Source organism: Novosphingobium sp. CCH12-A3, from assembly GCF_001556015.1.
Lineage (GTDB): Bacteria > Pseudomonadota > Alphaproteobacteria > Sphingomonadales > Sphingomonadaceae > Novosphingobium > Novosphingobium subterraneum.
Genome location: NZ_LSIA01000166.1, coordinates 60,727 through 79,839, shown reverse-complemented (window position 1 = coordinate 79,839; position 19,113 = coordinate 60,727). Strand labels below are relative to the sequence as shown.

The 19,113-nt window shown below is 63.1% G+C and carries 19 protein-coding genes; 7 read left to right on the top strand and 12 right to left on the bottom strand.

Annotation, left to right across the window (positions count from 1 at the left end; translation table 11 throughout):
• Positions 1-116: 116 nt before the first annotated feature.
• Complete coding sequence (locus AX703_RS13255; RefSeq protein ID WP_156452051.1) at positions 117-1,865, bottom strand: hypothetical protein; 1,749 nt, start codon at positions 1,863-1,865, stop codon at positions 117-119.
• Between the two features lie 522 nt (positions 1,866-2,387).
• On the opposite strand from AX703_RS13255, the gene AX703_RS28675 reads away from it, so the two are divergent.
• Positions 2,388-2,513 carry a hypothetical protein gene (locus AX703_RS28675; protein WP_255355062.1) on the top strand — a complete coding sequence of 42 codons (126 nt, stop codon included), beginning with the start codon at positions 2,388-2,390 and terminating at the stop codon, positions 2,511-2,513.
• 148 nt (positions 2,514-2,661) lie between these two features.
• On the opposite strand, the gene AX703_RS13245 is transcribed toward AX703_RS28675, so the two are convergent.
• From AX703_RS13245 to AX703_RS13225, 5 genes are all read right to left on the bottom strand, one after another.
• On the bottom strand, positions 2,662-3,198 hold the full coding sequence (locus AX703_RS13245) for a PepSY-associated TM helix domain-containing protein (protein WP_062344681.1): 537 nt from the start codon (positions 3,196-3,198) through the stop codon (positions 2,662-2,664).
• Between the two features lie 20 nt (positions 3,199-3,218).
• Positions 3,219-4,496: a hypothetical protein gene (locus AX703_RS13240; protein ID WP_156452050.1), complete on the bottom strand. Its 1,278-nt coding sequence runs from the start codon at positions 4,494-4,496 to the stop codon at positions 3,219-3,221.
• A 268-nt stretch (positions 4,497-4,764) separates the two neighbouring features.
• Positions 4,765-6,912: a TonB-dependent receptor gene (locus AX703_RS13235; protein ID WP_197423713.1), complete on the bottom strand. Its 2,148-nt coding sequence runs from the start codon at positions 6,910-6,912 to the stop codon at positions 4,765-4,767.
• A 182-nt stretch (positions 6,913-7,094) separates the two neighbouring features.
• Positions 7,095-8,108 (bottom strand): LacI family DNA-binding transcriptional regulator, encoded by a 1,014-nt coding sequence (locus tag AX703_RS13230; RefSeq protein ID WP_197423712.1) that lies wholly within the window; start codon positions 8,106-8,108, stop codon positions 7,095-7,097.
• 126 nt (positions 8,109-8,234) lie between these two features.
• Complete coding sequence (locus tag AX703_RS13225; protein ID WP_231735530.1) at positions 8,235-10,808, bottom strand: TonB-dependent receptor; 2,574 nt, start codon at positions 10,806-10,808, stop codon at positions 8,235-8,237.
• Between the two features lie 212 nt (positions 10,809-11,020).
• Between AX703_RS13225 and AX703_RS13220 the strand changes: the two genes are divergently transcribed.
• Complete coding sequence (locus AX703_RS13220; RefSeq protein WP_062344672.1) at positions 11,021-11,428, top strand: MarR family winged helix-turn-helix transcriptional regulator; 408 nt, start codon at positions 11,021-11,023, stop codon at positions 11,426-11,428.
• Here AX703_RS13220 and AX703_RS13215 read toward each other — a convergent pair.
• Both AX703_RS13215 and AX703_RS13210 read right to left on the bottom strand, forming a co-directional pair.
• Positions 11,425-12,858: a methyl-accepting chemotaxis protein gene (locus tag AX703_RS13215; protein WP_062344670.1), complete on the bottom strand. Its 1,434-nt coding sequence runs from the start codon at positions 12,856-12,858 to the stop codon at positions 11,425-11,427. The genes AX703_RS13220 and AX703_RS13215 overlap by 4 nt on opposite strands.
• A 113-nt stretch (positions 12,859-12,971) precedes the next feature.
• A complete protein-coding gene (locus AX703_RS13210; protein ID WP_082013445.1) occupies positions 12,972-13,391 on the bottom strand; it encodes a nuclear transport factor 2 family protein in 420 nt (139 codons plus the stop codon).
• 110 nt (positions 13,392-13,501) lie between these two features.
• Here AX703_RS13210 and AX703_RS13205 point away from each other — a divergent pair, with 110 nt between their 5' ends.
• The 5 genes from AX703_RS13205 to AX703_RS13185 all read left to right on the top strand — a co-directional run bounded on the left by AX703_RS13205 (position 13,502) and on the right by AX703_RS13185 (position 16,673).
• Positions 13,502-14,509 (top strand): NADP-dependent oxidoreductase, encoded by a 1,008-nt coding sequence (locus AX703_RS13205; RefSeq protein WP_062344668.1) that lies wholly within the window; start codon positions 13,502-13,504, stop codon positions 14,507-14,509.
• On the top strand, positions 14,509-15,246 hold the full coding sequence (locus tag AX703_RS13200) for a glucose 1-dehydrogenase (protein ID WP_062344666.1): 738 nt from the start codon (positions 14,509-14,511) through the stop codon (positions 15,244-15,246). Before AX703_RS13205 ends, AX703_RS13200 begins: the two co-directional genes overlap by 1 nt.
• Entirely contained in the window at positions 15,246-15,776 is a 531-nt protein-coding gene (locus AX703_RS13195) for a VOC family protein (protein WP_062344664.1), read from the top strand. Before AX703_RS13200 ends, AX703_RS13195 begins: the two co-directional genes overlap by 1 nt.
• Positions 15,777-15,787: 11 nt before the next feature.
• Positions 15,788-16,138 carry a Rieske (2Fe-2S) protein gene (locus AX703_RS13190; protein WP_062344663.1) on the top strand — a complete coding sequence of 117 codons (351 nt, stop codon included), beginning with the start codon at positions 15,788-15,790 and terminating at the stop codon, positions 16,136-16,138.
• 106 nt (positions 16,139-16,244) lie between these two features.
• Positions 16,245-16,673, top strand: a complete 429-nt coding sequence (locus tag AX703_RS13185) for a nuclear transport factor 2 family protein (RefSeq protein WP_062344660.1) — start codon at positions 16,245-16,247, stop codon at positions 16,671-16,673.
• 13 nt (positions 16,674-16,686) lie between these two features.
• Here the strand turns inward: AX703_RS13185 and arsB are convergent, their stop codons facing one another.
• The 4 genes from arsB to AX703_RS13165 are packed head-to-tail and all read right to left on the bottom strand — an operon-like array spanning position 16,687 to position 19,074.
• Positions 16,687-17,751, bottom strand: coding sequence for an ACR3 family arsenite efflux transporter (arsB, locus tag AX703_RS13180; protein ID WP_052242604.1), 1,065 nt, complete (start codon positions 17,749-17,751; stop codon positions 16,687-16,689).
• Positions 17,751-18,257, bottom strand: coding sequence for an arsenate reductase ArsC (locus AX703_RS13175; protein ID WP_062344720.1), 507 nt, complete (start codon positions 18,255-18,257; stop codon positions 17,751-17,753). The genes arsB and AX703_RS13175 overlap by 1 nt, the downstream gene beginning before the upstream one ends.
• A complete protein-coding gene (locus tag AX703_RS13170) occupies positions 18,257-18,733 on the bottom strand; it encodes an ArsI/CadI family heavy metal resistance metalloenzyme (protein ID WP_062344658.1) in 477 nt (158 codons plus the stop codon). Before AX703_RS13170 ends, AX703_RS13175 begins: the two co-directional genes overlap by 1 nt.
• Positions 18,730-19,074: a helix-turn-helix transcriptional regulator gene (locus AX703_RS13165; protein WP_039336738.1), complete on the bottom strand. Its 345-nt coding sequence runs from the start codon at positions 19,072-19,074 to the stop codon at positions 18,730-18,732. The genes AX703_RS13170 and AX703_RS13165 overlap by 4 nt, the downstream gene beginning before the upstream one ends.
• Between the last annotated feature and the right edge of the window lie 39 nt (positions 19,075-19,113).

Genomic DNA, 19,113 nt, shown 5'->3' with positions numbered 1-19,113 from the left:
AAAGATACAGCGCGAGACTCCGCTCTCGCGCTGTTTTTTTATGGACAATCTTCGTCCGGCAAAAAGAAAGGGCGCCGCAGCCATGCCACGGTGCCCCGAATGTCGTTTGCTTTTGGCTACCTCGTGGTCACCACGATCGCGCCCTTGATCTTTCCGGGCTTGAGCGCGACGGGACGGCCGTTGAGCGTTATGCCAAGCGTGCCGGTGGCAGCCTCGATCCGCGCGCCGGGTTCGGTCTCGAGCGAATTGAGATAGCTGGTGCCGGTGACAACCCAGCGGGATGACTTGTCCAACGAGACCGTCAGGCCACCCTTTTCGCCCTTTACGGGAATCGCCGTGTTCGTGACGTGGCCAATCTCCTGAAAGGTTTCCTTCACGGGATCCTTGCCGCTCGCCGGGGCAACCGAAGACGTCGAGATGGTTCCGATTACCTCGGCATTCTCAAAGCGCAGCGCCATGGCGCCCTGCTTCGGCCGGCCGTTCCAGAAGTTGCCGACCAGCTTCGTGTTGCGGAACGTGCCGATGATGTTCGGGTCTTTCGGCTTCTCGTCCGGACGCCCTCCCGTCGGGCCCATGCCGGGCGGTGGCGCCGAAGCCCCTGCTGGCGCATTCCCGCTCATCATCGCCTTGAGGAACGGATCGTCGTTCTCCATGCCCTGCAGGATGGTGCCTCCTGCCGCAGTGACCTTGGCCGAGTCCACGACGATCGTCGTGCCGATCCCCTTCACTTCGATGGCGACAAGCCCGGCGTGGAGTTCGCTGCCCTTGTCGATGGTAAGCACGCCGCCGCCGACGCCGGAATGCATCATCACGCCATAGCGCCCCGCGTCGACGAGGGTGCGGTCGGTCAGGGTGATCGACCCTTCCGCCGCCATGATCGCTCCGACATCTGCCGCACGGATCACGCTGCGGCGGAAGATGTTGTGCGAATCCCCGATGGAGTACGTGCCGTAGCCAGACTTCACCGCTTCGACGAGGCTGTCGGTGACCGTCATGCGCACGCGCTGGTTGTCATCGGTCGACAGGACGCCCCATCCCTCCGAGCGAATGTGCGAGTTGTTGATGAACATCGTGGCGCGGTCGACCAGGTTGCTTGACCGGACATTGCCCGAAAGGCCCAGCATCCATGGCACTTCCATCATCTTGCCGACGTCGACCGTGAACTGGTAGTCAGCCGGCAGCGTACCGTTGTAGGTCTCGATCTCGGCATTGTTGATGTGCATGACGCTGTCACCGCCCGCGAACAGCGCAGTGCGGATGGCGCCGCGGGTCCGGATGATCGGGCGATTGAGCGTTACTTCGGCCTTGCCCGTCGACATGACGGCTGCCCCGAACCCGGCAAAGTCATTGCCGCCGTTGCCGATGAAGTCGATCACCGGATGATCGATCGTGTACTTGCCTTCTCCGGTAACGATGATGCCGTTGAAGCGATCGCCTTCCGAGGCGATCCGGGCATCGGAAACGGTGCCCGCGCCGAACGATGCGGCACGAACCGCTGCACTTACCGATTTCGCCGCGACCGGTGCACCGTTCTCGACATAGAGCGCCGTGCGGAAGTGATGCAGCGGAAGCTCATGGTACTTGACGGGAATGTCGTCCGTCACCGTGAGCACGACGTCGCCCGAATAGCGTCCCGGCGCAATTGCGCGTTCAACACCGTTGATAGTCAAGGTGAGAAGCTTGCCATCCGGTGCCGTCGGCAGGTTCCCCGCCACCAGAGTCAGTTCGGGCAAGGCCACGGTCTGGCCAACAACACCGCCGACTTCCTTGGCCGATGCCGCCGGTGCGCAAACTGAAACCGCAAGAATGATCGGAGCAAACACTGCCCCGATCATTCCGCTCGATGCCATATAACGTCTTTTCATCAGCAAAGCCTCTCCACTGGTTCAGACACCCGGATTAACCTTGTGCAATCGCTCCCACAATCGCCTACGAATGATCCTGACCATCCTGTTCCGGCGATACGTTTAAATCTGTATCAGAGTGGCGCGCGAACTCGAATTTCCGATACAATTGATACCTCCCACTTTGTATTCTTAGATATTTATCCCGTCATCTCATCACATTGCACCCCGCCCGGCCCGGCAAGATCTCCTGCCACGGCAATCCGCCCGAAATGAACGGAACGTTCCCCCATAGGAAGTCGATATCTGCGACCGGTTTCAGAACTTGGTTGCCCGAGAATGACCTGCATTCTCGGATCTGAGGCGCAGGATCTTGTTGGCCGAGAACGGCCCGGCCGAACAGCAGTGTTTCATCGACACCAAGAGCGCCCAGATTTTCGTCCTGCGCACCGTCAGGGAAGGAACGGTCCCCTCCCTGCACTGGGGCCGTATCAGGATCGAAGACGCGAAGATCTCCGAGCGGGAACTTTCCCACTCCGGCGCGTGGCGATGCCGGCTGCCTGCACCCAGACCATTGACAAGAGCCGGTTGCCCAGCCGCGAGGAACTGCTGCACGTTCGCCAGGCCATGTTCGACAGCGCGATCGCGCTCTCGGATCAATGCCACTGATGGAGACGGCTGTCTCCCCGTCGAAGGAGCCGAATGAAGGAAGTACAACGGCCAGCCCGCCGACAGGGGCGCGCAATCGGCCCGGCGCCCTGCTTGTTCAAGTCAGTGTCATCACTCGGATATTCCCGATGTCATCCTCGCCCCGCCGCTACTTCCAGAAAAATTCCCTGTTCTTTCGGCGCTTGCGCAGGTCCCACCAGATCTGAAAGCCAGTCACGCTGAGGATCAGCAGCGCAATCCCGCACAACAGGCTGACGATCCGGCCCCCCCAGCTGAACGTGTAACCCGCGTGAAGGTCCTGCAGCACAATATGGAAATCAGCCGGGCGCGGCGGTTCGATAATGCGCTTGCCGGTTGTCGCGTCGATCTTGATCTGCTTGCTGCCGGGGGCAAGTCCATCTGCCGCGACCAGCGTCACGTGCGTGGCATCCAGATTGATCTGGAGGGACCTCACCGGAAAGTCGGTCTCGGAACGTGCCGTTGCCGTCAGCGCGTCGACCATGGCCTCAAGTTCGGCATCGGATGGCAACTTTCGTGGCGGCGTCTGGATGGCATGATCCGAACCCGGCGGCTTTTGCCCGAGACGGATCATGTCGACATGAAGCAGCGTTCCGGTCAGCGCGACGAAGCCCAGCAGAATGGCGGAGGGCAAGCCGAACCATCTGTGCCAGCGGCGCATCTTCATGACTGCATCCCGCCCCACCCTCAGCCGGAGAAGACCAGGCTTCCGCCCGAGGGCAGCTTGCGCGGCGCGGAGACGCCAGCCCCGCGAACCTGAACCGTCACGCCTGCCGTCGCATCGATCGCGCCCAACGTGGCGCTGTCAGCAGCAGTGACAACGGAGTTTTCGTTCGCAGTCCACTTGCCGCCGCCCTTGATGGCCAAAGTGACGTCCTTGAGCGCGCCGGTAAGGGAAGCATGGTCGAGCACGACCATCGTCGTGCGATCCGGGTCGGTATCGATGATGCCGCCCTGCAGTTCCGAGTTGGTGACGGTCAGGAGAACGCCGGGCACCGGCTTGCCATTGGTCTTCGTCGCGTTGGCGTCATCGTTCTTGCGGACTTCGAGCAGGACGTTCTTGGCGCTTGCGACCTTGCTCGAGGCGATGGCGAGATTGGCGTTGGCGCTCTTTACCAGCAGCGCGCTGCCCCCTGCCACGACGTTCGAATTTGCGATCTCGAAGGTTGCTTGCTCGGTGATGTCGAAGGCCATGACCGAATGGATCATCATCACGTTATCGGCCGCCGTGCCGGTCACGCCGTCGTAGCGCGTCCGTGCCTTGCCAGCGATGATTCCCATCATCCCTCCGCTATCGATGCTCGAGCGGTTGACGACCACGTTCACCCCAAAATCGGCGTAGGTGCCATAGCCGGCGCGACGCACCCTGATCACGCAATCGTTGGCTTCAAGATACAGGGCATCGCCCGCAGCATCGGTCGAAAGCGCGCCCCAACCGTCGGCTTCGATCGTCGAATTGTAAACGTAGGTCCGCGAGTTGCTCATCGCCAGCAGGGTGCGCGCGGTGCCGACGAGGCCGAGCGGCGCAGGCGGCTCCATCATGCCGGGACCGATGCGCGGCTTGTAGTCGGCCGGCAGCGGGCCGCCGTTGGCAACGAGCTTGCTGCCATAGATCTTCACGGTCGCATTCTCGGCCGCGACCAGCGCAGACGAGATCGGCCCGTTGGTCTCGATGGTGGAATCGGTCAGGACGAGCGCCGCGCCGTCGCGCGCCAGAATCCCGGCGCCAGTGCCGAGAAAGTCGTTGGTACCGGTGCCGGTCAGGCGGATTTTCGTGCGCTTGATTGTGATAGCCGTCTTGCCGCCTTCAGCCAGGATCGGGTTGAAGGCGTTCTTTTCCGAGGTGATCGTGGCACCTTCGACCAGCGTCGCGGTCGCGGTTGCCAAGGCAGCGTCCTTCGGCGACGCGGCATTCAAGGCACCGTCGGTAATGCGAAGGCCGGTAGCATACTTAGTCGCAGCCATGGTCGGCATGGCGGGCATGCCGCCCGGAGGGGGCGCTGCGGGACCGGGGCCATTGCCAGGGGGCGGCGCGGGCTGAGCGTGGGAGGCAACTGAAATTAGTGCTGCTGTAGTAGCCAGCATGACCGCAAGACGCATGCGTAACCTCTTCCCGATTTCGACAGGTGGCAAGCCGACCTGCGCTTTGAACATTCGTTTTCCGGAAATCTGAAGGCAGTGCCGTTCACGCGAACATGAACGGCACTGCCGCGACGCCCCCCAGCGTCGCTGATCAGAACTTGTAGTTGGCGGTAAGGCCGTAGGTCCTCGGAGCGGCAAGCTGCGCGTATCCGAAGAAGTGCGACTGCTTGATCGCCTGATCGTTCACATTCTTGATGTAGCCCGTGAATGTCAGGCTGTCCGAGAATGCGACCTGGACCGAAACGTCACCTGTCGCATAGTCGTTCTGCACCGAAGGATGCGTATCGGCCACCACGGTCGTTTCCGGATATACGTTCGATGCGGACGAGAACCGGAGGTCGGCGCGCGGGGTGATCCGGACGTTCCCGAACTCGAAGGCATGCTCGTAACCGGCCTTGACCGACCACTTCGGACTGTTGGGGAACGGCACGCCCACGTAGAAGCCGTCGAGACCGTCCAAACGGGAATCGAGATAGGTGACCGAGGCATTGAAGCGCCCGCGTCCGCCCACGGCGATCACCGTCTCGGCTTCAACACCGTATTCGCGGCCCGGCATCGTCGGTACGAACAATTGCGGCGGGAACACCGTGAAGTTCGCGATCACCAGCTGGAAGGCCGAGTAGTCGTAGTAGAAGCCGGTCAGGTTGAAGAGCATGTCGCCATCGGCGAGCTTGTTCTTCAGGCCGATCTCATAGGACGTCATCTTTTCCGGTTCGAACGTGCCGAGCCCGAAGCTATACCCGCCCTGACGATAGCCCGAGGCGATCGTGCCATAAAGCTTGGACTTGCCACCGAACAGGTCGGCCTCCAGGCCGGCACGATAGTCGAAGTGCTCGTCATTGAGCGGCGTGAGCGCTCCGGTCAGGTCGAGGCTGTCGACGTTCTCGCCGCTCACCTTTTCCCAAGTGTAGCGAACCCCGCCGATGGCGCGGACCGTATCGGTGATCGGAACGGTGATCTGACCGAAGATGCCATCGGTCTGCGACCGGCGGATTTCGGGCTCGTACGATTCAGCGCGCGCCTGATCTGCCGAGAGGCAGGTGCCCGAGGCAACCGGGCCCGGAGGTGAGCCGACCGGAAGCGCACTGAAGCCCGCCGCCGGGATGACGTAGTTGCCATCGACGTCCTGGCACGGCGTCGACACGGCCTGGGTAATGTTGCGGCTCTTGTAGTGGTAGAAACCCACACCCCAGTCGAACGGCGAGCCCGGCTGCGAAGCGTAGCGGACCTCGATCTGCTCCTGACGCGTGAGCTTGGGATCCAGCGAGTCCGCAAGTGAACCACCGAAGGCACCGATGGTGCGTCCCTTGGTGATCTGCAGCGACGGCAGGATGCTCAGGGTGCCCGGCCCGATGTCCGCGCGCAGTTCACCCCAGTACTTGTAGGAATTGACGCGCTGGAAGCCGACGGACACGTCGGTCGTCTTACGCGTACCGGCAAGGATACTGGCGATCGGCACGGCACCCGGACCCTGGCCACGCAGCGCCGAATGCTCGACGCCGAGCAGCAGGCTGACATCGTCCGAAGGCTTGAACAGCAGCTTCGCACGGCCGGCATACGACTTGTTGTCGTCATGGCCATTGCTCATGTAGCCATCGCGCGAGATCCCGGCACCCGAGACACGGATCGCAACCTTGTCGCCAAGGGGCACGTTCAGCGCACCCTCGCCGTGGATCAGCGAATAGTTGCCGCCTTCGAGGCCAACATAGCCCTCGACCTTGTCGAGAACCGGGTTCTTCGAAACTACGTTGACGATGCCGCCTACCGAGTTGCGGCCATAGAGTGTGCCTTGCGGACCACGCAGGACCTCGACGCGATCAAGGTCGTAGAAGCCGACCGAGGCGTTTTCGGCACGGCTTGAGTAGGCACCGTCGAAGTTTGTGCCTACCGCGCCCTGCCCCATCTGCGGCGGCAGCGACAGACCGAGGCCGCGGATTGAGACCAGGAAGCCGCGGGCGGCACCCTGCACGACGACCGCCGGCTCGTTCTTGAGCACGTCGTCGATCTTCGTGGCGCCCGACTTGGCGATCGCATCACCCGTCACGACGGTCAGCGCGATCGGCGTGTCCTGAATCGAACGCGAGAACTTGTCGGCAGTTACGACAATCTCGGGAAGGCGGCCGTTGTCGTCTCCAGCCGCAGACTGGTCAGCCGACGACTGGGCGAGCGCGGGAATGGACAGCGCGGCAAGGCCTGCGGCTGCGCAAGACGCCAAAAGGCGCGGTGTGATCTGTGACAAAATCCCCTCCTCTTAGACACAATTCTTATGTGCAGCTTCTGGTTGAACGTATGGGACCGGTTGCACAAACTGAAGGATTCGGACGATACCTATCCATCCGACCGATAGGTCGTCGGGTCCTCCGTCAAACCCCGACGAAGCGGAATATCTGGCTATTTGGTCCGCTGATCCCCGCCGTGCGATCAGTCGCGGGTAGCGCGCCCCACAGTGCTGCTGCGGATCACCAGTTCGCCCTGGACCCGCAGAACTTCCTTCGGCACTTCCGAACCGCGTATTGCCGAGATGAGGCGCTGCCAGGCGGTCTCGACGATTTCTGGGACAGGCACGGCATAGGTCGTGAGGTCGAAGGCAGGCCATGCGGCAATCGGAACATTGTCGAAGCCGGCGACCGCAACATCCTCACCGGGGACAAGCCCGCAACCGACAACCGCCTGCAGACAGGACAGGGCCATGAGATCGGTTACGCAGAAGATGCCGGTGGGACGGTCGGGCAACCGCAACAGTTCCGCTGTCACGCGGGCCGTAGTCTCGAAATCGTATTTTCCGCAAGCGACGATCGGCTCAGGCAACCCTGCTCTCAGCACGGCATCCCTGAAGAACGCCGTTCTCTCAACGCTGGCCGAACTTTCGGCAAGGCCGTTGATGACAGCCGTCCGGGTAATTCCCAAAGACTGAAAATGCTGCGCAACCGCCTCCCCGCCATGCCTGTTGTCCGCAGAAACCCCGCCAACCTGTGCCGTCAGATCGACATTGTTCAGCATGATGACCGGGACGCCGGCATCCTCGCATTCGCTGGCTACCCGAGTGGCAAAGGAGGTTGAAGCCATGATCACGCCATCAAGCCTGAAGCCGAGAAGTTCATCGAGAACTGGCTCGAGCCCGGCCTCGCCGCGCGTTTCGAAGAGCACGCAGCGGTAGCCATCCAGACTGAGGCGGTCGTTCAACCTGTCGACCAGCTCGGGATAGAACTGGTTATCGAGTGCCGTGATGGCGAGGCCAATCAGGTTCGAACGATTGGTCGAGAGGGCGCGGGCGGCATTGCTGGGTCGGTAGCGGAGCTTGCGCGCAGCCTCGAAGATCCGCTCGCGCACCTCGGGCGCCACATACCCACCGTTGTAGGCACGCGAAACTGCCGACTTGGATACGCGAGCCAACCGGGCAACATCCGTCCCGGTGGGCACCTTGCTCTTGCTCATCACAACGAGCTTTGGCGCACTGCACAACCCGCTGCAACCGGAATAATGCAGATCGGGTACCGCGACCATGTCTTTCCGGAAAAGGGGGTGGGCGCGAACCGAACATGGTCCGCGCCCCCCCTCACCTCAGAACGAACGGCGGACCGAAACCGACCAGGTCCGCGGGCGGCCCGGCTGTCCCGATGCCGTGCCTGCGCCGAACGCTTCCTGCAGCAGGGTCAGGAAGTAGTACTTATTCGTCAGGTTCTGCACTTCGAGCGTGACGCCCCAGTCCTTGGCATCCGATTGCCAGCCGAGACGGGCATTGGCGAGGAAATAGCCGTCAATCCGGTTGGACAGGCGCAGCGTGGTGATCGGCCCGCCGCCACCGGCATTGCTGAACGGCGAAGGCGTGACCGGGCTGTTGGCCGCCACCGTGCTGCTTACCGCCAGGCTGTCGATATTGGCGGCCTCGGTGTAGATCTTCGATTGATAGGCACCATCGAGGCGCACCGTAACCATACCCTTGAGCACGTCCGGAATGTCATACTGCACGCCGATCGCCGCCTTCCACTTCGGCGTATAGGGCGTCACGTCGTTCAGTGTCACCCCGGTCGAGAGCGTATCGACCTTCTGGTACTTGAAATCGAGGTAGCTGAGCGAACCGTCGATCGTGAAGTTGTCGACCGGACGGATCAGCGTCTCCACTTCGAAACCCTTCACGTGGGCCGACCCGACGTTCGATGGCCGCAGGCACGGGGTGGCCTGCGAAGACCCGCCCGGACCCGCCGTGGCAAGGTCGAGGCAGTTCACGCTCGACAGGATGATGTTCTTGTAATCGTTGAAGAACGCCGATACGTTGAGGCGCAGCTTGCGATCGAACAGGTCAGACTTGAACCCGGCTTCGTAGGCGGTGATCGTCTCGGGCCGGAAGGCCGTGGCCTGGCTCGGGAAGAACGGACGCGGATTGACGCCGCCGGCGCGATAGCCGGTCGATACCTGTGCGTAGAACAGGAACTCGGGGCTGAAGCGATAGTCCGCCGCCACGCGCCAGTCGACGCGGTTGTCGCGGAACTTCGCGGTCAATCCGTCAAGCCCGAAAAGCAGGCAGTTGGGTTGGTTGCCAATGCCGGTCGGACCTGCAGTGGGCGCGCCGAGGAAGAAGTTGCACGGACCCTGGATGTTGGTTCCATCCGGATTCTTGCGGACGTAGCCATAGTCCTTCTCGTCCCATGACTGGCGGATGCCGCCGGTCAGGTTGGCCGCATCGCTCAATGCATAGGTGAAGTTGGCGAAGATCGCCTTGTTCTTGGCCGGCGTCGGATCGGGCCCGTGGCGGAAGTCGATCCCGGCATAGTTCAGGTTGATGCGGCCGGTGAAGGTGCCACGCGTATCGAAGTAGAAGCCGCCCACGGTGAAGTCGAGCTTGTCGTCGAGCACCTTGCCCGACAGGCGCAGCTCCTGGCTCCACTGGCGGTTCTTCTGGGTCTGGTTGAGATTGTTGTTGGCAATCGGCGAACCGTCGGAATCGTAGGACCAGTCCGCCGTGTACCGGCGCCATGACGTGATCGACTTGAGCTTGAGCTGGTCCGAAACGTCAACGTCGATGGTCAGCGCCGCGCCATAGTTGTCCAGATCCGAATGCGGATCGGTGAACGTCGGCTTGAAGGGCATCTGGCTGTCGGGCCGGGCCGGGTCCGCATAAGTCGCATAGGAGATATAGCGGCGATCGTATCCGGTGATCGTGTCGCAGCTGTTCACCCCGTTGGGCACGAACATGCAGTTGAGCGGAATGCCCGCGCCGTTGGTACCTTGCAGGAACGGACGGCCACCGGTGAAGGTCGCATTCGGGCCGTCGAACACTGCAGAGGTATTTGCATAGAGCAGCACGTTTGCGCCCGGCTCGTTGCGCTCGCGCGTGTAGTCGCCAGAAAGATTGATATCCACCGTCTCGGTCGGCTGCCAGCGCAGCGAGACCTTGCCCGCCACCGACGACGTGCCGCCGACATTGCCCAGCACCGGGTTCGCGCCCTTGGCAAAGGTCGGGACGTTCGTGCCCGGATGGGTCAGGTTGTAGTCGAGCCGCTTGACGTAACCGTCGATGTTCTTGGTCACGCCGGCCACGCGCATGAACAGGTTTTCCGACAGCTTGAGGTCGAACAGACCGCGCACGTCGATGCGGTTGTAGCGCCCGTAGGTCGCCTCCATCGAACCGCTGTTGCTGCCTTCCGGCTTCTTCGAATAGAGCTTGATCGAACCGCCCAGCGAGTTGCGCCCGGCCAGCGTGCCCTGCGGCCCGCGCAGCACTTCCACGCGATCAAGGTCGGTCAGGTCGAGCAGCGATCCGGTCAGCGTCGGCAGGTACACGTCATCGATGTACATGCCCACGCCCGGCTCGAGCGCGAAGTTCGGGTCGGTCTGGCCGACGCCGCGGATGAAGGCGATGATGCCGGGGCCGAGTTCCTGGCCCTGCGGTTTGAGCGTGACGTTGGGCGCCTGCGCGGCGATTTCCGACACGTTGGTCTGCCCGCGCTGCTGCAACAGCTCGCCGCTCACAGCCGTGATCGCCAGCGGGGTATCCTGAAGGTTCTGGGCGCGGAACTGCGCGGTGACGACGATCTCGTCGGTCGTTGGCACCTTTTCCTCGGCAGCATCCTGCGCCAGGGCGGTTCCGGTCATCGACAGGGCAAGCAGGCTCGCGCCCGCGCGAAGCAGTTTCATCATCCTCTCCTCCCACGCCGTGCCCGGTTGCGACCTGGAGGCTTTTCACCTGTCGGCACGCTCCGATTTTTTCGGATCGCGGCCTTTCGGTCGAAGCATCGGCGATATCGGGAGTATGCCCGATTTCATGTTATGGTCAATAGCAACTTTTGGTAGAATTGATGTGACGGGTTGGTGATGCAAATCCGCTTCGGCGATGATAGGCAGCAGGCATGAAAAATCCGCTCGATCCCATGCTGGGCTTTCATCTGGTGCGGACCGCGAACCTCGCCCTGCGCGCCGTCAACGCCTCCTACGGCGATCTCGGCTTGCGCCATACGGATGCCGCGGTCCTGCTGGTCATCGAGGCAAACCCCGGCATCACGCAAAGCGCCATCGGCAAGATGCTCAAGATCCAGCGCTCCAACATCGCGACGATGGTTTCGCGGCTTGTCGATCGCGGCCTGCTTGAACGCCGGCCCGGCAGGGGCAAGACCATCGGCATGTTCCTGTCGGGCCACGGCCAGTCGATCATGCCCCGCATCCACGCCGCCTCGCACGAAGGCGAGGCCCTGCTCACCGACGCCATCGGCGAAGACGCCTACCGCGCCGTCCTCGAAACGCTCCGGCAGATCCGCTAGGCTACCCGCCGCAGTTCGCGCACCGGCTGGCTGTTGTGCCCCGAGAACACCGCCACTGCCGTGGCAAGCCGGCCCGATGTCGTGGCCATGCTGCGCGTTGCCGCAGCGCTCTGCTCCACCATTGCGGCGTTCTGCTGCGTGGCAAGGTCGATCTCGGTGATCGCCTGGTTGACCTTCAGGGCATAGGCGGCCTGCTCCTCGGTCAGTTGCGCGGCTTCGACCACGCCCGTGCTGATCTCGGTTACCTTGCCGATGATCGCGTTGAGCATCCCGCCCGTGCCCTTGACCAGTTCGGCGCCGCGATCCACCTGCTCCCGGCTTGCCGAAAGCAGCTTCTTGATGTTGTCCGCCGCTTCGGACGAGCGCTGCGCCAGCGCCCGCACCTCGTTGGCCACAACGGCAAAGCCGCGCCCCATTTCGCCCACGCGCGCCGCCTCGACTCCCGCGTTCAGCGCCAGCAGGTTGGTCTGGAAGGCGATGCCGTCGATGATCTCGGCGATCTGGACCACCTCCTGCGCGCTCTGCTGGGCATCGTCCATTGCGCTGATCGCCTCGCGCACCGCCTCGCGGCCCTGCGTCGCCTCGCTCTCGGTATCGTGCGCCGATACCCTCAGGTCTGCCATCGACCGTGATGTCTTGTTGAGACCACTGCTCAGTTCATCGATGGCGCGCGCGCAATCCTGCACATTGTTGGCCTGCCGCTCGGTGCGCGAAGCCAGGTTCTCGGTTGCTGCACGAATTTCGTCGGTCGAGGTGGCAATGTGGCTGCTGCTGTCGGCCACGAGGCCGATCGTCGCGGAAAGCCGTTCCAGCGCCTTGTTGAAATCGTCCTCGACCTGTCGGAAGCTTTCCGGCAGGTCGCTCATCCGCGTCGAAAGATCGCCTTCGGCCAGCGCACGCAACGATACGCCCATCTTGCCCAGCACGATGTCGCGCGTGGTCTTCTCGGCCATTTCGAAGTAGGTCGAAAGGGCGATGTCCATGTCGATCATCGACACCTTGACCAAGGCCACCAGATCCTTGGCCATCCGCCGCCTTGCCGGCGAAAAGCGCCCTGCCCCGCGCAGCACCATCGCCTCGATCATGTGCTCGAGAATCAGCGCATAGCCGCCGATGTACCACTTGGGCTCGAGACCGATGCGGGCATGGGTATTCCCGATCGTCAGTGCGCGCTCGTGATAGGCCTGGTCGAGCCCGTCCTCGAACACCCTGATCCAGTGGTCGGCTTGCGCATTGCGGGCATGGCGCACCCGGTCTGACGAGGAGAAGAACTTGCCCAGCGCCGGAGTGGCGCCGAGCTTGTCGTAGAACTTCTCCAGCCCGCCATCCACCGTCCGCGCCACGAAGCGCGCCAGCCGATTGAAGCTGCCCTCGTTCCTGCCCAGTTCGTAGAAGCCGATGCGTTCCTGCAGATCCCGTGCGACGACCATGTACAATCCTTTCCGGTACAGGCCGCAAGCTAGTTAACCGGACTGAATTGGTCGGAAATGGGGCGTTATGGGAATCCGTCTATGCACGAAGGGACAGGGTCAGGTTTGGCCACTCAGCTGACTGCGGCGCCCTTCGCCTTCACCTCCGCCGCAGCCCGGAAGACGGCATGGTCGAAATAGAAGGGTTTGATTTCGCAGCATTTCCCGTCGCGGAAGCGGAACATTTCGCACAGTTCGGCCGGCGCAAGCGAAGGGTCGGCGAACTGGAACGATAGTATCGTCACCGCGTGATCCTTGCCCGCCGTGGTCTCGACACGGTTAAGACCAGCAACATCCACCAGACCCATGACCTTGATGTAGAGTTCCTTGAGCGCATTCTTGCCGCGATAGACGCCTTCCATCGGCAGGCCCGGCGCTTCGCTGACGATGAAGTCGTCGGTCAGCATGGAGGCTGCCTTGTCCCAATCGCCCGTGCCGGTTGCGGCATAGAGGTCGTCGACAAACTGGATCATCTCTTGTGCGGTCATGGTCATGGCGTTGTCCTCTCTCGTTCTTGGCCACAGGATCAACCATGCGCTGCTTCGCGGAAACCTAGCGATATGGCTAGCGATGCGTTTGCGCAGGGCGCCGCTAAGGTCCGCTCATGGAGAGGACACGCCAGATCACGCTCGCCCGCCGCCCCGTCGGCATCCCGGTCCCCGAGGACTTCTCGCTGGTCGAGGTTGACCGGCCTGTGCCCGGCCCGGGGGAAATCCTCGTGCGCATGCGGGTAGGCTCCTGCGATCCGGCCATTCGCGGTTTTCTTGACGACCGCCCGAGCTACTTGCCGCCCGTTGCGCTCGGCGCGCCGATCAACGGCATGTCGCTTGGCGAAGTGGTGGAATCGAACAACCCGGACTGGCCCGTCGGCACCCTGCTGCGGACCTTCGCGGTCTGGTCGGAACACTACGTCGTCGGCGCAGATGCGCTCGGGATCGAGAAAGTGGAGCAAGCCCCCGGCGTGCCGCTCCAGCATTACATGGGCGCACTCGGGCCGGTCGGGCTCACTGCGTGGGTCGGCCTGTTCGAGATCGGCAAGGCAAAGGCTGGCGAAACCGTGGTCGTCAGTGCCGCGGCAGGCGCGACCGGCAGCACCGTGGTCCAGCTTGCCAAGGCGGCAGGGTGCCGCGTGATCGGCCTTGCCGGTGGCCCGGCGAAAGCACAGATCGTCAAGGAACTCGGCGCGGATGTTGCCATCGACTACCGCTCCGTGAGCAATCTGGCCGAAGCGATCAAGGCAGCAGCGCCAGACGGGGTCGATGTCTATTTCGACAACGTCGGCGGTGAAACGCTCGACGCCATCCTGCCGCTGATGCGCCTGCACGGCCGCATCGCCGTCTGCGGCATGATCGCGCAATACAACGATGCCGATAATCCCCACGGCAACCGCAACCTGTGGCAACTGGTGGTCAATCGCCTGACCATGCGCGGCTTCATCACTTATGACCACCCCGAGGTTCTGGGCGAAGCGCAGGCCATGCTCGATCGCCTCTTCGCCGAAGGGAAGCTCAAGCCGCTGGAGAACGTGCGTTCGGGCATCGAGAAGCTGCCCGAAGCCTTCATCGAACTGATGAGTGGCAAGACCACCGGCAAGACACTGGTGCTGATCTGATGGCGGTGCTGGCCGGAAAGATCGCGTTCGTAACCGGCGGTGCATCGGGCCTCGGCGAAGCCATCGCCCGCGCCTATGCCAGCGACGGCGCGTCGGTCATCATCGCCGACATAGACCAGGCCAATGGCGAAGCTCTCGCCACGGCAATCGGCGCGCGTTTCGTCCATCTCGACGTGACGCAGGAAGTCTCCTGGGCCAAGGCGCTCGCCCCGTTTGAGCGCATCGACGTGCTGGTCAACAATGCCGGGATCACCACCCTCGGCTCGATCGAGGAGATCACGCTCGACCAGTTCCGCCATGAACTCGATATCGACGTGCTGGGCGTGTTCATGGGCACGCAGGCCGTCCTGCCGAAGATGAAGGCCCATGGCGGGTCGATCATCAACATGTCCTCGCTTTCAGGGGTGAAAGCCTCGGCCAACCTCGTCGCCTACAACGCGGCCAAGGCGGCGGTGACGCTGATGACCAAGTCCTGCGCGCTGCACTTTGCCGAAAAGGGCTATGGCATCCGCTGCAACTCGATCCACCCCGGCGCGATCCACACGCCGATCATCGACAAGGTGCTGGCGCAGAGTGACGATCCGGACGCGCTTTACCAGAGCTTCGTCGATGTCCACCCGGTCAAGCGCCTGGGCAAGCCCGAGGAAATCGCGGCCATGGCGGTGTTCCTTGCCAGCGATGCCAGCGCCTTTGCCACCGGTGCCGAATTCCGCGTCGATGGCGGCGCCTCGATCTGATGAGCGGGCTTCCGATCCGGCAGGTGGCGTTCTTCGTCGAAGACGTGCGCGCGGCCGCCCGGGCACACCATGAAGCCTTCGGCTCCGGCCCGTTCTTCGTGGCCGACAACATTCCGCTGGCCCGCGCCGTCCATCGCGGGGTGGAGCGCGAGCTGGATCACAGCTCTGCCTATGGCCAGTGGGGCGATGTGATGGTGGAGTTCGTCGCCCAGAACAATCCCGGCCCCTCCCCCTTCCGCGATCTCTATCCCGAAGGCTCCGGCCGCTGGGGAATGCATCATGTCGCGGTCTTCGTGGACGATGTCGATACGGAGCTTGCCCGCTTTGCCGCACGTGGCGCACCTTGCGCCCTGCGCGCCGAGATGACCGACGGGTTCGTCTTCGCCTTTGCCGACACCACCGCCACGCTGGGCCTGTTCACCGAACTCTACGCCCCCACAAAAACGCTGGTTGATTTCTACGCCATGGTCGCGCAGGCGGCTAAGGATTATCGGGGATCCGACCCGATCCAGACCATCCGAATGACTTGAGGACCGAGACGTTGAGCGAGACCTGGCACAGCCTGATTGCCGAAACCGAATTCCCTGCCGAGGGCAAGGTCGCCACGAAGATCGCCGGCTGGCACGTTCTTGTCGCAAAGACCGAAGACGGCCTGTTTGCCGTCAACGATCGCTGCACCCATCAGGCCGCGCTCATCTCTACCGGCCGCATCCGGCGCGGCGCGGTGATGTGCCCGCTGCACGGCGCGCGGTTCGAAATGGCCTCTGGCCGCTGCATCGGCGGTGCCTACAAGGACCTGCGCACCTTCCCCGTCCGCGTCGAAGGCGGACAGATCGAGGTGTGCATTCCCGATGATGCTCCCGGCATGGACGAGTTGCCGGTCGTCCTCTGAACTCGCTGCCTGAATTCTCTGGCCGAACTCGCTCAAAGCGCAGGTTCACCCTGCCCGCAGGCGCGTTAGTCTCCCCACAACCAAACCCAACGGGAGAGACAGGACCATGCCCTTCACTGGCCCCGCCGAAGACCGCCTCGCCATCCGCGAGCTGCTCGAAACCTATGCCGACGCCGTCACCCGCGTCGATGCCGACGACTGGGCCGCGACCTGGGCCGAGGACGCCGAATGGTCCCTGCCTGATTACCCGGAACTCGGCACCACCCGTGGCCGCGCAGCGATCAAGGCGATGTGGATCGAGGCGATGAAGAACTACCCCGGCATCATGTTCGAAGCCTGGCCGGGGTCGATCGAAGTCAATGGCGATACCGCCACCATGCGCAGCTACACCAGCGAGGTCTACGACCAGAACGGCACGACCATGCGCGACCGCGGCGTCTATGAAGACACCTGCGTCAAGATCGATGGCAAATGGCTGTTCAAGAGCCGCTCATTCCGCAACATCCACCGCCAGCACGCCCCCAAGGGCTGCTGAGCGGCAGCGCGGTTCAGGGTGCGCGGAACCACGCACCCTTGAACCACAGCGCCAGATTGACCAGCGCGATCAGCACTGGCACCTCCACCAGCGGACCGATCACCGCGGCAAAGGCCACGGGCGAGGCAAGGCCGAATGCCGCAATCGCCACGGCAATCGCCAGCTCGAAATTGTTCGACGCCGCCGTGAAGGCCAGCGATGCCGTGCGTTCATAGCCTGCGCCAATCGCCCTGCCCGCAGCGAACGCGGCGACGAACATCACCACGAAGAACACCACCAGCGGCAGACCCACCTTCAGCGCATCGAACGGCAGGGCAAGGATTTCGCCACCCTTGAGGCTGAACATCGCCACGATGGTGAACAGCAACGCCGCCAGCGTCAGCGGGCTGATCGCCGGCACGAACTGCGTTTCGTACCAGTCGCGCCCCCGCGCGCCGACCAGCGCCTTGCGCACCAGAAATCCGGCGAGGAACGGCACTCCAAGATATGTCAGCACCGCCTTGGCGATCATCGCGAAGTCGATGTCCACCACCTGCCCTTCCAGACCGAAAACCGGCGGCAGGAAGGTCAGGTAGAACCAGGCATAGGGCACATAGAACAGGATCTGGAACAGCGAATTGAAGGCGACCAGCCCGGTCACGTACTCGGGGCTTCCCCCCGCCAGCTGGTTCCACACCAGCACCATGGCAATGCACGGCGCAATGCCGATCAGGATCAGCCCGGTCATGTATTCGGGATTGTTCGGCAGCAGCAGCGCGGCCAGTGCGAACATGAACGCGGGCGCAACGATCCAGCACAGCCCGAACGAAACCGCCAGAATCTTGCGATCGCGGAACACCTCTCCCAGTTCCTCGTAGCGGACCTTTGCAAGCGGCGGAAACATCATCAGGATCAGGCCGATGGCAATCGGGATGCTGGTCGAACCGACCGTCATCGCCCCCAGCGCCTGCGGCACCGCCGGCACGAAACTGCCGAGCGCAATGCCCAGCGCCATCGCGGCAAAGATCCACAGCGTAAGCCAGCGATCGAGGAACGACAGGCGCGGACGCTCCGGCGCCAGTGCTGCAATCGTCGCCATCAGGCAGCTCCTTCCATCTGCCCGATGCGGGCAAGTTCGCGCGTCAGTTCGGCGCGCTCCATGGTTTCAAACGGCAGGGCCAGCAGCGCGGCCACGCGCATTTCCAGCCAGGCCCAGGTCTGCTCGAACGCGGCATCGACCGCAGCGTCATCACCTTCGACATCGGCAGGATCGGGCAGGCCCCAATGCGCCTTCAGCGGCGCCCCCATGAACACCGGGCAGGCCTCGCCCGCGGCATTCCCGCAGACCGTGATGGCCAGATCGATCGGCGGCGCATCCGCCCCGGTAAACTCGTTCCAGCTCTTTGACCGGAACGGCGCCACGTCGATCCCCTTGCGCGCCATCAGCCGCAGCGCGCCGGGATGCGGCATACCCTTGGGCTTGCTGCCGGCACTGTACGAAACGATCCGCCCAGCCCCCATGGTGCCAAGCAGCGCTTCGCCAAGGATCGAGCGCGCCGAATTGCCGGTGCACAGCACCAGTATCGAAAACGGACGGTCGCTCATCAGCAGCATCCCGCCTTCGCTGCCGGGGCGGCAACCTTCGGGGCGCAGCACGCCATGTCCGAGGCATGGGCCGAAGCGAGCGGCGCAAAGTCCGGGCTCTCGCCATAGACCGTGCTTTCACCTTCGGTCAGGAAAGCCTCCCAGATCACGCCATCGGGATCGGCGATCCAGCTCTTCTCCGACTTGGCGTAGCAGCAGGTCGTCGCGCCTTCCTCGATGACCGGTCCCTTGGCATTGGCCAGCCGGCCATAGACTTCGGCCAGGTCTCCGGCACTTTCCACCTGCAGGCCGATGTGTTCGATCCCCTTTGCCGCCCCGTCCTTGCACGAGATGGCAAAGTTGATGCGCGGGTCCTCCAGCATCCACTTGGCGTAATCGGCCTTGGTCACGGTCGGCTCTGCGCCGAACAGGCCGGAATAGAAAGCGATCGAGGCATCGAGGTCGGCGACGCCGACGTGAACATGGAAGCGCTTCATGCGACGTCCTTTTCGGTTGAGCTTGAAGGATGGCAATCGATGGCGGGCACGCAGGCCGCGCCGCCACAGCAGTTCTCGGTCAGAAAGCCCATGACGGCGGCCATCGCCCCATAATCGGCGGAGTAAAGGATCGACCGGCCCTGCCGCCGTTGCCCGACCAGCCCGGCATTGGCGAGCTGGGCGATATGGAAGCTGAGCGAGGACGGCGCGATGTCCAGCGCTTCGGCCAGCGCGCCGGCGGCAATGCCCTCGGGCCCGGCCTGCACCAGCAGCCGGAATGCGGCAAGCCGGTGCTCCTGCGCCAGCGCTGCCAGCGCGCGTACGACGAGTGCAGAATCCACGGCCTCACCTTTTCGATTCGATAATTCAAGAATAATTGA

Bases quoted from the DNA above. Each gene is read 5' to 3' on its own strand.
- AX703_RS13255 (WP_156452051.1), bottom strand. From the start codon at position 1,865: ATGAAAAGACGTTATATGGCATCGAGCGGAATGATCGGGGCAGTGTTT.
- AX703_RS13245 (WP_062344681.1), bottom strand. From the start codon at position 3,198: ATGAAGATGCGCCGCTGGCACAGATGGTTCGGCTTGCCCTCCGCCATT.
- AX703_RS13240 (WP_156452050.1), bottom strand. From the start codon at position 4,496: ATGGCTGCGACTAAGTATGCTACCGGCCTTCGCATTACCGACGGTGCC.
- AX703_RS13230 (WP_197423712.1), bottom strand. From the start codon at position 8,108: ATGAGCAAGAGCAAGGTGCCCACCGGGACGGATGTTGCCCGGTTGGCT.
- AX703_RS13225 (WP_231735530.1), bottom strand. From the start codon at position 10,808: ATGAAACTGCTTCGCGCGGGCGCGAGCCTGCTTGCCCTGTCGATGACC.
- AX703_RS13220 (WP_062344672.1), top strand. From the start codon at position 11,021: ATGAAAAATCCGCTCGATCCCATGCTGGGCTTTCATCTGGTGCGGACC.
- AX703_RS13215 (WP_062344670.1), bottom strand. From the start codon at position 12,858: ATGGTCGTCGCACGGGATCTGCAGGAACGCATCGGCTTCTACGAACTG.
- AX703_RS13210 (WP_082013445.1), bottom strand. From the start codon at position 13,391: ATGACCATGACCGCACAAGAGATGATCCAGTTTGTCGACGACCTCTAT.
- AX703_RS13205 (WP_062344668.1), top strand. From the start codon at position 13,502: ATGGAGAGGACACGCCAGATCACGCTCGCCCGCCGCCCCGTCGGCATC.
- AX703_RS13200 (WP_062344666.1), top strand. From the start codon at position 14,509: ATGGCGGTGCTGGCCGGAAAGATCGCGTTCGTAACCGGCGGTGCATCG.
- AX703_RS13195 (WP_062344664.1), top strand. From the start codon at position 15,246: ATGAGCGGGCTTCCGATCCGGCAGGTGGCGTTCTTCGTCGAAGACGTG.
- AX703_RS13185 (WP_062344660.1), top strand. From the start codon at position 16,245: ATGCCCTTCACTGGCCCCGCCGAAGACCGCCTCGCCATCCGCGAGCTG.
- arsB (WP_052242604.1), bottom strand. From the start codon at position 17,751: ATGGCGACGATTGCAGCACTGGCGCCGGAGCGTCCGCGCCTGTCGTTC.
- AX703_RS13175 (WP_062344720.1), bottom strand. From the start codon at position 18,257: ATGAGCGACCGTCCGTTTTCGATACTGGTGCTGTGCACCGGCAATTCG.
- AX703_RS13170 (WP_062344658.1), bottom strand. From the start codon at position 18,733: ATGAAGCGCTTCCATGTTCACGTCGGCGTCGCCGACCTCGATGCCTCG.